This is a genomic window from Flavobacterium sp. PL02 (assembly GCF_035013205.1).
In the GTDB taxonomy this organism is placed as follows: domain Bacteria; phylum Bacteroidota; class Bacteroidia; order Flavobacteriales; family Flavobacteriaceae; genus Flavobacterium.
Window position 1 is genome coordinate 1,140,126 of the sequence record NZ_JAYGJP010000001.1, and the last position, 13,804, is coordinate 1,153,929.

At 31.8% G+C, this 13,804-nt stretch carries 11 protein-coding genes; 5 read left to right on the top strand and 6 right to left on the bottom strand.

The window, feature by feature from the left end; all coding sequences use genetic code 11:
* The first annotated feature begins 133 nt into the window (after positions 1-133).
* Complete coding sequence (locus SHI72_RS04790; protein ID WP_086894536.1) at positions 134-1,465, top strand: MFS transporter; 1,332 nt, start codon at positions 134-136, stop codon at positions 1,463-1,465.
* Between the two features lie 57 nt (positions 1,466-1,522).
* On the opposite strand, the gene SHI72_RS04795 is transcribed toward SHI72_RS04790, so the two are convergent.
* From SHI72_RS04795 to SHI72_RS04820, 6 genes are all read right to left on the bottom strand, one after another.
* Positions 1,523-2,908, bottom strand: a complete 1,386-nt coding sequence (locus SHI72_RS04795) for a serine hydrolase (protein WP_323489221.1) — start codon at positions 2,906-2,908, stop codon at positions 1,523-1,525.
* A gap of 361 nt (positions 2,909-3,269) precedes the next feature.
* Positions 3,270-4,394: a serine hydrolase domain-containing protein gene (locus tag SHI72_RS04800; RefSeq protein WP_323489222.1), complete on the bottom strand. Its 1,125-nt coding sequence runs from the start codon at positions 4,392-4,394 to the stop codon at positions 3,270-3,272.
* A 50-nt stretch (positions 4,395-4,444) separates the two neighbouring features.
* On the bottom strand, positions 4,445-5,176 hold the full coding sequence (locus SHI72_RS04805; protein WP_323489223.1) for a head GIN domain-containing protein: 732 nt from the start codon (positions 5,174-5,176) through the stop codon (positions 4,445-4,447).
* A 22-nt stretch (positions 5,177-5,198) separates the two neighbouring features.
* Positions 5,199-6,260, bottom strand: a complete 1,062-nt coding sequence (locus tag SHI72_RS04810; RefSeq protein ID WP_323489224.1) for a hypothetical protein — start codon at positions 6,258-6,260, stop codon at positions 5,199-5,201.
* Positions 6,244-6,780, bottom strand: coding sequence for a hypothetical protein (locus tag SHI72_RS04815; protein WP_039114591.1), 537 nt, complete (start codon positions 6,778-6,780; stop codon positions 6,244-6,246). Before SHI72_RS04815 ends, SHI72_RS04810 begins: the two co-directional genes overlap by 17 nt.
* Positions 6,777-7,331 (bottom strand): RNA polymerase sigma factor, encoded by a 555-nt coding sequence (locus SHI72_RS04820; protein WP_035627285.1) that lies wholly within the window; start codon positions 7,329-7,331, stop codon positions 6,777-6,779. The genes SHI72_RS04815 and SHI72_RS04820 overlap by 4 nt, the downstream gene beginning before the upstream one ends.
* Positions 7,332-7,637: 306 nt before the next feature.
* On the opposite strand from SHI72_RS04820, the gene lon reads away from it, so the two are divergent.
* From lon to SHI72_RS04840, 4 genes are all read left to right on the top strand, one after another.
* A complete protein-coding gene (gene lon / locus SHI72_RS04825; protein ID WP_039114589.1) occupies positions 7,638-10,091 on the top strand; it encodes an endopeptidase La in 2,454 nt (817 codons plus the stop codon).
* A gap of 467 nt (positions 10,092-10,558) precedes the next feature.
* Positions 10,559-11,581 (top strand): type IX secretion system protein PorQ, encoded by a 1,023-nt coding sequence (porQ, locus tag SHI72_RS04830; RefSeq protein WP_039114587.1) that lies wholly within the window; start codon positions 10,559-10,561, stop codon positions 11,579-11,581.
* A 46-nt stretch (positions 11,582-11,627) separates the two neighbouring features.
* Entirely contained in the window at positions 11,628-12,320 is a 693-nt protein-coding gene (cmk, locus tag SHI72_RS04835; RefSeq protein WP_039120412.1) for a (d)CMP kinase, read from the top strand.
* A 67-nt stretch (positions 12,321-12,387) separates the two neighbouring features.
* Positions 12,388-13,764, top strand: a complete 1,377-nt coding sequence (locus SHI72_RS04840) for a nucleoside permease (RefSeq protein ID WP_039114583.1) — start codon at positions 12,388-12,390, stop codon at positions 13,762-13,764.
* Positions 13,765-13,804 lie beyond the last annotated feature (40 nt).

A 13,804-nucleotide genomic window follows, 5' to 3' on the forward strand; every position in this document is an offset into this window, starting at 1 on the left:
GTTGTAAAATGATGTGGTTGAGAAGGATAAAAAATTATCAACAACAGGTTATTTAATGTATGTTTTTTCAGAAATCTATTTAATTACAAATAATAAATAGATAAATTCGCAGCCTATTAACGAAACTATTTTTATGAAAAACTTACCAAAAGGTGATAAGAAATTATTAAATGCGTGGGCATTTTATGATTGGGCAAACTCGGTTTATACTCTGACTATAGCATCGGCAGTATTCCCAATATTTTACGAAGCTTTGTTTGCAGAACGTGATCATTACATTCATGTTTTTGGGATGAATCTTAAAAATTCTGCTTTAATTAGTTTTATAACTGCGATGGCCTTTTTGGTTGTTTCTTTTATTTCCCCGTTATTATCAGGAATTGCTGATTATGTGGGAGACAAAAAAACATTTATGAAGTTCTTTTGCTATATGGGAGCCTTATCTTGTATGGGATTATATTGGTTTAACCTTGAGAATATATACGTAGGATTAGCATTTTATTTTCTGGGATTACTGGGATATTGGGGAAGTTTAGTTTTTTATAATTCGTATTTGCCAGATATAGCTTTTGTAGAGCAGCAAGATAAGATTAGTGCCAAAGGATATTCTTTAGGATATATAGGTAGTGTTGTTTTATTACTTCTCAATTTAGCTATGATAATGAAACCAGAATGGTTTGGAATTGAAGGAACAGAAACAGAAAAAGCTTCAAATGTGGCTATGCGTTATTCCTTTTTAATGGTAGGAGTTTGGTGGATATTATTTAGTCAGTATACTTATTATTATTTACCAAAAGGAAGTAAAGACAAAGGAGAAAAATTAACTAGATCTGTAATTTTTAATGGCTTTAAAGAATTAAAAAAAGTCTGGGCATTATTGAAACAAAATATTCCTTTACGAAGATATTTGGGCGGATTTTTCGTTTCAAGTATGGCAGTTCAAACCGTTATGCTTGTTGCTACTTATTTTGGAGCACAGGAAATTCAATGGTCATCCGAAGAAGAAAGCACTATTGGGTTAATTAAATGTATTTTAATAATTCAATTAGTAGCTGTTATTGGTGCTGTATTTACTTCGAGAGCTTCTGCAAAATTTGGAAATATTCCAACCTTGATTGTAATTAATATTATTTGGGCAATTTTTTGTGCACTTGCTTTTTTCATCACATTACCAATTCATTTTTATGTGATGGCTACAGTTGCTGGATTTGTAATGGGAGGAATTCAAGCGTTGTCACGTTCTACGTATTCCAAGTTATTACCTGAAACAGAAGATACTGCTTCATTCTTTAGTTTTTATGACGTGGCTGAAAAAGTCGGAATTGTAATCGGAATGTGTGTTTACGGTATAATTGATCAAATAACGGGAAGTCCGCGCGCAGCGATTGTAATTTTAGGAATCTTTTTTGTAGTAGCTATTTTTCTATTAAGAAGAATACCTAAAAATGACATGGTAAATAAGTAAAATATAATTATAAGATAATTACTTCGCCACTATTAATATGTTGTGGCGAAGTAAAAATTATTTGTTTACAATTTCTTTTAACATCTCTTGAGCTAATTTATTAGTCGAATCTACTTCTAAGGCTTTTTTATAGAAAACTGTTGCCATTTTTTTGTTTTTACTTTTTAAATAACATTCACCAATTAAAGTATATGTATTTGAATTTCTATTTAAATTAGAAAGGTCTATACTAGTAGCACTTATCGTAAATATTTTGATAGCATCATCATATTTATCTCTTCTCATAAGGTATTTTCCCGTATTAACTAAATCTGAAACTTCATTCGAGAAATCGTATTTATCTTTTTCTTTTGATTTAATATGATTGTAAAATGCAATACCTGAATCGTAATTATTAAGTAATTTACCTCTAATATCTAAATAAATAGATTTTTTGGGTACAGAGAAAGGTTTGTTATCCAGTATATTAATGATTGATTCTGCAATTTCAGGAAGTTTAAAATTTTGATTATTAGTTATCATTGTTATAGTTAAATTATCTTTATTTCTATAAAAAATAAATGATTCATAATTATTTCCTGATCCTTGATGAGAATGTTCCAGAACCTTCCCTTTTTTAATAACTACATTTCCTAAGTTAGATTCAGAGTTTATATCAAATTTTTGCGAAAGTATATGTAAAGAATTTTGATTTATTAATTTTCCATCATGCAGACCTTTAACCCAATAAAATAAATCACTAATGGTAAAATACATTTCGCCACCACCATGAATAAAGGTTGTTTCTTTATAATCATTATCAAATGAACCTGCCATGTTTAAAGAAAGTATGGAGTCTTTAGGGATTTCTCCACCTTCAATATCTAGTGGTTCAAAAAGATTTTCTTTTATAAAATCAGGATAAGAAAGGGATGTGATTTTCTTTATGATTTCCTGCTGAAGAAATATATTGGCATTGCTATAATTATATCCTTTTCCGGGAGTAAACTCTAGTTTTTTTATTTTATTCAATTCCGAAATATACTCAGCTTCGGTATTTTTTGATATTTTGGGTAAACCGCTGGTGTATTGTAAAAGATGTTGTATTTGAATTTCATTTGCCCATTCAGGTAAATAGGTTAAGTAATCAGAAACCTTATCTTCCAGTTTTAGCTTTCCTTTTTCTTTTAATAGTAGTATTGCAACACCATTAAATTCTTTACTAATAGAGCCAATAGGCATAGAGGATTCGTAGCAGAGTCTTTTGCTCTTAGTGTAATCGGTATATCCCAATTGTGACACATAAATGATTTTACCTTCTTTGGCAACGATTATATTTCCATTGAATATCCCTGTTTCATTTGCTGATCTCATTAAAGAATCTAAATTTCTTTGCTTGTTTGGTTGTCCAATAATCATAGAACAACTTAAAAAAACAATGAGAAAAAGTAATTTTTGTTTCATGATTTCTATTTTTTTGATTGTTAGCTAAAAGAAGGTGCTTGAAACACACATTGATTTTTCTAGCTGATGATTTATTTGTTCATTCTGTTTTCGATTTTAGCGAGCATTTGCTTGGCATTATCATTTTATAGTTTTCAAAAACAGCAACACTCAGTCCTTTAAGGTTATACTTCGTCATTAATGATGCAGTGCTAACCTTTAGGTTATCTAAGGCGATGATTTTATTTGCTGGTTTTCCGGTATATTCTCTTTATTGCCCAAAAGACAGGGCACAAGAAAGCACCAGAAGGAAAATATAAATTATCCGTCTCATTTTTATCGAGTTTTAAAAGGGTTTTTTAGGGATTATATCCCTTCGGCTTTATTTGCCAGAGTTTTTTAAATCGGTCAATAAACCTAGAGATGCAGCTTCAAGGTAAGTGCCTGAGTTGTTATCGCTTTGATTCATAATAATTATAAAACCTAAATTATATTCAGGATATATTTTCAGTATATTTTGCGTCCCATTAGAGCCACCATCTTTGGCATAACTAAGCTTTTTGTTACTATCTTCCTGAATTTCCCAAAAATAGCCCATATCGCCATTTACATAGATTCTTCGATGCGATTCTATTACAACCTTATTAGTCGTATCCAATTCAAATTTTATGAATTTGATTAAATCACTCATTGTAGATTTTAGCATTTTTGAAGCTCCCCAAAGATTGCTTGATAAATTTGTCATTAACAATCCACTTCCGTTATAACCATTAGCAAGAACATCATTAGGAGCTAATTTTACCTTTGTGTTTTTCATTCCTGCTTTGTCAAAAATCACCTGACGCAATAGGTCTTCATAATTTTTTTTGTAAATATTTTCCAAAATATGTGCACATAATTCGGGACCTAAAGCTCCGTATTTAAACGCTGGGCTTGAGCCTGGTAAAGTATCAACTTTTACTTTTCTTAAAGCGTTAAAAAAATCAGTTTTGGTGTAAGATTTATCTAGTCTGTTTTTATGAACAAGAAAGCTATCAGGACTAAATTTTTGTCTTATTTCTTTGGTATTAGGAAAAGGAGTTAGTATTCCGCTTCGGTGTGTAATTAGATTTTTTATTTTGATAGGAGTTCCTTTAAATTCTAAATTCGGGAATCCTTCATTGAGATACTTTCGAATATCATCGTCTAATTTTAATTTTCCATCTAAAACTGCATTTGCAACAAGAGTTCCTGTAAATACTTTAGTAGTAGACGCTATTTCAAATAGTGTTTCGTTTGTGGCTTTATTTCCTTTTCCTTTATCTATTTCGCCATAATGTCTGGTATACGTTTTACCGTCTTTTATTACACCAATAGAAACCGAATAGGCTTTTGAATCTTTTAGTAATGCATTGGCATTTTTATCTATAGATGCGAAAATTTCTTTTTCGCTAAGAGTATTTATTTTTTGCTGACTTGAGCATGAAAAACCAATGCTTAATAAAAAAGCAATAATTATATTTTTCATAGTTAGTTTTTTTTGTTTAATAATTATTGCTTCTTTGGGATCTTTATTTTTTAGGCTTTAGAGATACTTCCTGAGCCGCTTACTTTGGTATCTTTTGTTTTGGGATCTCCCTTATATTGAATATCGCCTGAACCCGAAACTCTGGCTTTTAGGTTTTCGCTACAAAAAACTTTGCTGTCACCAGATCCAGAAATGGTAATATCTACATTTTTAGCTTTTAATGCATCCGAATCGATATCGCCAGAACCAGACAATTTTGTTGTGAAATTTCCAGTATTTCCTTTTAAAACAACATCTCCGGAACCACTTACAGCAAGGTTAAATGAAGTTGCGTCAACATCTAGATCTAAATTTCCTGAGCCTGATAACGCTGCCGAAAAAGAATCAGATTTTATTGTACTCTTAGATTTTACATCTCCAGATCCTGAAAGTGTAACACTAGATATTTTTTCGAAAGGAATAGTTAGTTGGATGTTTTTACCCATGCTCGAACTAATATTTTTGTTTTTTTCGGTGTAAATTTTAAGGACATTGCCTTCAACTTCAACTTTAATATACTGTTGTAAATTTTCTTCGGCTTTAACTATAATTGCACCTTCTTTCCCTGCAACTAAATCGACATCAAACGATCCCATTACTTTAATATCATCATAAGAGCCAGTTGAGCGAGTATTGGTTACAACTTTTCCATTTCCTTTTATGCGTTCTTTAGACCATTGTGCATTGGCAACTGTACTTAAAAAGAATACGCTACAAACTAATAATTGAATTGATTTTTTCATTTTTTGATTGATTTTTAATGATTTATTGTTTTTTAACTAATGATATACTTCCATAACTTGAGGTAAGAACGACTTTGTTTTGTCCTTTTTTCTTGTAAAACCCGTCGATTTTTTTTGCATTACTCTTTTCTTCACTATTAGAAATCTGAAGAGAAGAATCGGTTTTTATGCCAGAATATCTTGCCGAAATATCAAAGTCAAAAGCATAGTTGCTATCATATCCCAGTGATACATCCGAATATCCAGAGGTAACATTTATATTATTGGCTTTTTCGTTTATGATGCCTACAGCCAGATTACCATAATTAAGATCTATGCTTAATGTATTTAAAATTTCACCAATATTAACAGTCAGATAATTTCCTGCTCCTGCAATAGAACCCATTTTCTGAAATTTAAATGTCCCGTAATTACAATCGTACCTAATATTCTGACCATCCCCCATAACAATATCAGTATAATTGGTGTCAAGATTAATTCTTCCAGCACTATTAATTTTAAGTCCTGAATATCTAGCTTCTAGATTTCCGTTTTTAATATATTGTATGCTAGAATTTTGACAGTACTCTATATGAATTGTATTTGCATTCCCATTTAATCTACCCAGGTTTACTTTCCCATATTTACAAGAGATATCTGTAGTTGATGCTAAATCTCCTGTAGTGATATTTCCGTATTTATTATTAAGCTTTACAGTTCCATTTTTTGGGATTTTTAAGGTGTAATTAATTTCAAAACTATTATTACTCCCTTTGCTTTTGTATGTTGAGTTCCCAATGCTTGTGCTAGCAGTAAGCATTGATTTTAATGCTGTGATATTTACATTGATACTGTTTAATTTTTCGTTTACCCAGTTTTCATTGTTTCCAGATACTTTTATAATTACTTCAATATCAATTTTATCTTCATCCCAGGTTGTAACCGTGATATTTCCGTATTTACTGTCTATATCTATTCCAGCATCAGAGTTAACGATATAGGTTTTTTTGATAACTTTTTGCTTTGTCGAATAACCATCGTCGTTTGCAAATCCTAAAAAGGGAATTATCAGTAATAAGATAAGGAAGTTATAGTGTTTTTTCATGAGTGCTGTTTTTAAATTTTTCATTTTCGTCAATACGGGTTAATACATTTTGCAAGAATGAAATACGGGTTTGTAAATTGCTAATCATAGCGTAAATAATCTGTTTGTTTTCGCCATTTTTTTGTAGTTCGGTAATGATTTTTGCATAATCATTATCCATAACTTTCATTTGTTTAAGGGCATCGCTAATTATTTGCTCGTTTTCGGGCGATTTCTTGTCATGAAGTTTTTCAAGTTCATTGGCAATTAGAGCTCCAAAAATAGAATCTGTTCTTTTAGTTTCCTGTGAGGCAAATTTTAATTCTTTTGGTTTTTGATTTGCATTAAAAAACACAGAAATCCCCAGCATAAGTACTATCGAAGCAGCGATAGCATATGTAATTGTATAATTCTTTTTCGGTTTTGTTTTCTTTAATTTATTTAAAAAATCTGCTTCATGTTGGGGTTCCATCTCCTGAATATCCCACTGATTTTCAAATTTTTCAAATAATTGGTCTAATTTGTCATTTTCCTTTTTCATATCTCCTCTAATTTTTTTCTTAAACTGTTTTTAGCTCTGTTCAATGTAGTCCGGCAATTGGCATAGCTAATAGTAAGTATTTCACTTATTTCTTCTTGATCGTACCCTTCAATATAAAATAAGGTCAAAACCATTCGATAGTTATCCTTTAAGCTTAAAATAGCTTCCATGACTTGTTTTACTTTTAGAGAATCCAGATCTAGATTTTCAGAAAAGAAACTATCATTTTCCTCTATTTTATATAAAGTCTTACTAAGATCTTCTATTTGAAACTTATTGTTTTTTTTGTAAAAATCAATACTGTAATTAATTACGATTTTCTTGAGCCAGGCTCCAAAAGCGACTTCTTGTTTATAGTCATCAATTTTGGTGAATGCTTTAAGAAAAGCTTCTTGCATAACATCTTGAGCATAGTGTTCGTCTTTTACAATACGATACGCAACATTATACATGGCTTTACAGTATCTGTTGTATACTTCAAATTGTGCTTTTTGATTCTTTTGTTTGCACAATGTTATTAATTCTTCGATATTTTGGTTAGTTATATTCAAGTAGCGTCTAATGGTTTTTATTAATGACGGTGGTTTTTTTGGTTTGTTACACTTTTGATAAAATTAAATGTAAATTTTTTATAAAAGTTTTTTTGAGGCTTTAATTTAAAGCGAAACTTTCTATATTGCCGATTCTTAAAAATCAAAGTCGTTGTTTGCATTTGTTTGGCACAATGATTGTCTATTTTTATAGTTATGCAAATAAATTAAGCTCCTGTGGCGTTTTTATTTGAGATTAAGCAAGTTTATTCGATAATTTGCGATTTGAATTTATTTTTTTAATGACAAAACGACTTATATTATACTATGTCAAATCATAAAATACTTACTATTGACAATCTGTCACTTCAAGAATTTGATTCTGAAGCCGAATTAATACCGTTATTGACTCCTGAAGATGAGGAAGAAATGAATAACGAAGAATTACCTTTTTCGTTACCAATTTTACCTTTACGCAACACTGTTTTATTTCCAGGAGTTGTTATTCCTATTTCTGCAGGTAGAGATAAATCTATAAAACTTATAAATGATGCAAATGCGGGTGATAAAATCATCGGAGTTGTATCTCAGATAAATGAAGAAGACGAAGATCCATCCAAAGATGATATTCATAAGGTAGGAACAGTTGCGAGAATTCTTCGTGTCTTGAAAATGCCTGATGGAAACATCACGGTTATTTTACAAGGAAAAAAACGTTTTGAAATTGCTGAGGTAATTTCTGAAGAACCTTATATTACTGCAAATGTAAAAGAGGTTGAAGAAACGCGTCCAGACAAAAACGATACGGAGTTTAATGCTATTGTTGATTCTATAAAAGAATTAGCAATCCAGATTATTAAAGAAAGCCCAAGTATCCCTTCTGAAGCTACATTTGCAATTAAAAATATTGAAAGCCAATCGTTTTTAATCAATTTTGTTTCATCGAATATGAATTTATCGGTGAAAGAAAAACAAGGATTACTTTCGATAAATGGTTTAAAAGATCGTGCGCTTGAAACGTTACGTTACATGAACGTTGAGTTGCAAAAACTGGAACTGAAAAACGATATACAATCAAAGGTTCGTTTTGATTTAGATCAGCAACAACGCGAATATTTCTTGCATCAGCAAATGAAAACCATTCAGGAAGAATTGGGTGGTGTTTCGCAAGAGGAAGAAATGGACGAGATGAGTCTAAAAGCCAAAGAAAAGATTTGGGATGAGAAAACGCAAAAACATTTCGAGAAAGAATTGTCTAAAATGCGAAGAATGAATCCGCAATCGCCAGATTTTGGTATTCAAAGAAACTACTTGGAGTTATTTCTGGAATTACCTTGGGGAACATTTTCTAAAGATAATTTTGACTTAAAACATGCTCAAAAAGTATTAGATAGAGATCATTTTGGTTTAGAAGAAGTAAAGAAAAGAATGATTGAGCATTTGGCAGTTTTAAAATTGCGAAATGACATGAAATCACCAATTATATGTTTAACAGGACCTCCGGGAGTTGGTAAAACATCGATAGGAAGATCTGTTGCCGAAGCTTTAGGTAGAGAATATGTACGTATTTCGCTTGGTGGATTACGTGATGAAGCCGAAATACGTGGACACAGAAAAACATATATTGGCGCAATGCCAGGTAGAATAATCCAGAGTTTGAAAAAAGCAGGAACTTCTAATCCAGTTTTTGTTTTAGACGAAATCGATAAATTATCAAATAGTAATAGCGGTGATCCATCATCAGCTTTACTAGAAGTTTTAGATCCAGAACAAAACAATGCTTTTTATGATAATTTCCTTGAAATGGGATATGATTTATCTAAAGTAATGTTTATTGCAACTTCTAATAATATGTCGGCTATCCAACCAGCGTTGAAAGACAGAATGGAAGTTATCAAAATGTCTGGATATACTATTGAAGAAAAAGTAGAAATTGCACGTAAGCACTTGTTTCCAAAACAACTTTTGGCTCATGGATTAACCGCAAAAGATTTGACTATTGGTAAAAAACAATTAGAAAAAATTGTTGAAGGATATACCAGAGAATCAGGTGTTCGTAATCTTGAAAATAAAATGGCTCAGGTAATCCGTAATGCTGCTAAATCAGTAGCGATGGAGGAGGAGTACAATAAAAAAGTAACCGACGAAGATATCGTTAAGATATTAGGTGTGCCAAGATTAGAGCGTGATAAATACGAAAGCAATGATGTTGCGGGTGTAGTAACAGGACTAGCTTGGACAAGCGTTGGTGGTGATATTCTTTTTATAGAATCATTAATATCTGAAGGAAAAGGTTCTTTGAGCATTACAGGGAATTTAGGAACTGTAATGAAAGAATCGGCTACAATTGCATTAGAGTATATTAAGGCAAATGCTAAGAAACTAGGATTGAATCCAGAATTGTTCCAGAAATACAATATTCATATTCACGTACCAGAAGGAGCGACTCCTAAAGATGGTCCGAGTGCAGGTATTGCAATGTTAACTTCATTAGTGTCATTATTAACACAAACTAAAGTGAAGAAAAATACTGCAATGACTGGAGAAATCACTTTGCGTGGAAAAGTATTGCCAGTAGGCGGAATCAAAGAAAAAATATTGGCTGCCAAAAGAGCTAACATTAAAGAGATTATTTTATGTCATGAAAACAAAAGTGATATTGATGAAATAAAACCAGAATATTTAGAAGGTTTAACTTTTCATTATGTGAAAGAAATGAGTGAAGTTTTAGCTCTTGCTTTAACAGATCAGAAAGTTAAAAATGCTAAAGATTTGAAATAAAAGACAATTCAAAATCTGAAATAAAATTCCAGATTCTAAACGATATAATAAAAAGTTTAGGGTTTGGAATTTTTTATTTGATACATAGAAGATTTAAGCAAATTTTCACCATTAAGTAATTAAGAAAAGTTAAGTATTCGGGACGAGAAGAAATCCGTGTTTGTCCATGTTTTCGCTTTAGCAAATCTGTGTTATCCGCGTGCCATTTTCGCTAAATTTTTTACCGTTGAGTAATTAATTAAGAAAAGTTAAGTAAGCCCCAAACTTGTCTTTCCTATAAAAATGAATATTGTGTTTAATCCGCGTTACTTTGGCAAAGAGTTAAGCCAGATAGAAGCTGCAATACATAATAAGTTTAGGTTTTGGAATTTTTATTTTAAATTGAAATCCACAATTTGTAATTTGTCACATTATAATTTTATCTTCGCAGCTGCGTTTTAGTAAAAGGTAAAAGCAATATATAAAGCATGCTAAAAAAACTGGGATTCTTTTATTTATTTACTTTTTGTACTGTTTCCTACGGGCAAATAGGAGGTAAGTATACCTATCAGTTTTTAAATCTAATGCCTTCGCCCAGACAAGCCGCTTTAGGAGGTAAAGTAATCACCATTTATGACGACGATGTAAACCAGGTATTGTTTAATCCTGCGACTTTAAATCAGGATATGAGTAATCGTCTGGCATTAAATTATGGAAGTTATTATGGCGAAGTAACTTATGGTAGCGGTTCTTACGCATATACATATGATCAGCATTTGCAAACTTTTCAGGCAGGCGTAAGTTATGTCAATTACGGAAATTTTGACGGATATGATGAGAATGGTCAGGCAACTTCCGATTTTACAGGAAGTGAAGCAGCATTATCTTTTGGGTACGCTTATAATATTCCATATACAGACATTCATATTGGGGCAAATGCCAAGCTGATTTCTTCGACTCTCGAGAGTTATCATTCTTTTGGTGGAGCTCTGGATTTAGGGATGATTTATATTGATGAAAAAAATGATATAAACTGGGCTTTGGTCATCAGGAATATAGGAACTCAATTTAGTACCTATTCAGGGATTCATGAAAAATTGCCTTTGGAGGTAATTGCAGGAGTTTCGCAAGAATTAGAAAATGTGCCTATTCGATGGCATCTTACTTTAGAGAATTTGCAGCAATGGAATCTTGCTTTCTCTAACCCAGCACGAGCAGAAACTGGTATTGACGGAACTACAACCGAAGAAAATGTGTCATTTTTTAATAATGCATTACGTCACGTGATTTTTGGGGTTGAACTTTTCCCTAAAAGAGCGTTTAATTTGCGACTGGGATACAATTTTAGGAGAGGCGAAGAATTGCGAATTCTAGAGCAACGCAATTTCTCTGGAATGTCTTTAGGTTTTGGACTAAAATTAAATAAATTGAAATTTAATTATTCCTATTCCAGATATAGTTTAGGAGCAAACACAAATCTTTTTGGGTTAACGATTAATTTTCAGGACTAAAAATAAAATAATAGAATTACTATCTTTAAACATTAAAATCGATATTTTGAAAAAAATAACAATAGCTATCGACGGATTTTCGTCAACGGGAAAAAGTACTTTGGCAAAACAATTAGCAAAAGAGTTGGAATATGTATATGTTGATACTGGTGCAATGTATCGTGCCGTAGCACTTTATGCTATGAAAAACGGATATATAAACGCAGATTCTTTTGATAAAGAAAAACTTGTTGCTAGTTTACCTTCAATACAATTGGCTTTTCAGTTTAATGCCGAATTGGGTTTTGGAGAAATGTTCTTGAATGGCGAAAATGTAGAAAAAGAAATTAGAACAATCGAGGTTTCTAGTTTTGTGAGTAAGGTTGCCGAAGTTTCTCAGGTGCGTTCTAAGCTAGTAGAGCAGCAACAAGAAATGGGAAAAAATAAAGGTATCGTTATGGATGGCAGGGATATAGGAACTGTAGTTTTTCCAGATGCGGAACTTAAAGTATTCATGACAGCAAGTGCAAGTACACGTGCGCAAAGACGTTTTGACGAATTGCAACAAAAAGGAGATGATGTATCTTATGAAGAAGTCTTGAAAAACGTAGAAGAACGTGATTATATCGATACGCACCGTGAAGATTCGCCATTGGTAATTGCTGATGATGCTGTAGAGATAGATAATTCCTACCTAAATAAAGAAGAACAATTTGCAGCCGTTATGGAATTAGTGAATGATGTTGTAAAAACAGCTTAATTCTTTGCAGATTTCATTTTAAATAGTAGTTTTACCGCCTAATTTTATTTTAAAGACAATTCATCATATGGGAATTAAAAACAGATTGATTATAATGAGCTTTCTTCAGTTTTTTGTTTGGGGAGCGTGGCTTATTACAATCGGAAATTATTGGTTTGGAACAAAAAATTGGGAAGGAACTCAATTTGGTCTAGTTTTCGGAACCATGGGAATTGCTTCTTTATTTATGCCAACCCTTACAGGAATTATTGCTGACAGATGGGTAAACGCCGAAAAATTATATGGTGGTTTACATATAGCATATGCTTTAGTTTTATTTGGAATAGCACAAGTTACAACTCCAGATCTTTTTATATATGTTATGCTTGCTGCAATGTGCTGCTATATGCCTACAATTGCATTGAGTAACTCCATCTCATATACTTCGCTTAAATTAAATAATAAAAATATCGTAAAAGATTTTCCACCCATTCGTGTATGGGGAACAATAGGTTTTATTGTTGCAATGTGGATTACGAATCTTAGCGGAAATAAATCAACAGAATATCAATTTTATATCGCCGGAATTGCGGCATTGATATTAGGAGTATATTCGTTTACCTTGCCTAAATGTAAGCCACAACGTTTAACTAAAGAAAATGCTTCGTTAACAGAAACATTAGGATTAGAAGCTTTTAAGTTATTTGCTAATTATAAAATGGCTTTATTCTTCGTGTTCTCTATGTTTTTAGGAGGAGCTTTGCAACTTACAAATGCTTACGGAGATGTTTTTCTGGATGAATTTAAACATTTTCCTAAATATGCCGATTCATTTGTAATCCAGTATTCTACAATTATCATGTCGATTTCTCAGGTTTCTGAAACCTTGTTTATCCTGGCAATTCCATTTTTCTTAAAACGTTTTGGTATCAAACAAGTAATGCTTATTAGTATGCTTGCTTGGGTATTACGTTTCGGATTATTTGCTTTTGGAGATCCTGTAAACGGTTTATGGATGATTATTATGTCATGTGTGGTTTACGGAATGGCATTTGACTTCTTTAATATCTCAGGTTCATTATTTGTAGAAAGTAATACGGATTCTAAGATACGTTCTTCGGCACAGGGATTATTTATGATGATGACCAATGGTGTTGGGGCAATTCTAGGAAGTTTAACTTCGGGATGGGCAATAGATAGATTCTTTACAAAATCATTTAAAAACTCATCTGAATTAGCTGGATTTTTACAAACAGATGCTGCAAATCCTAAGATGTTAGAATTTGTAAAAAGCCATGGAAATACAGTTTCTCCTGATGGTATTTTTGGTAGCGAAATTTTAATGAAAGACTGGCATAACATCTGGTTGTCATTTGCAGCTTATGCCTTGGTTATTGCGATTGCTTTTGCTATTTTATTTAAGCATAAACATGATCCAAAAGAATTTGAAAATATGAGTCATTAAGAACTTATTGATATATTTTAAAATCCCGTTTTCTAGTTAT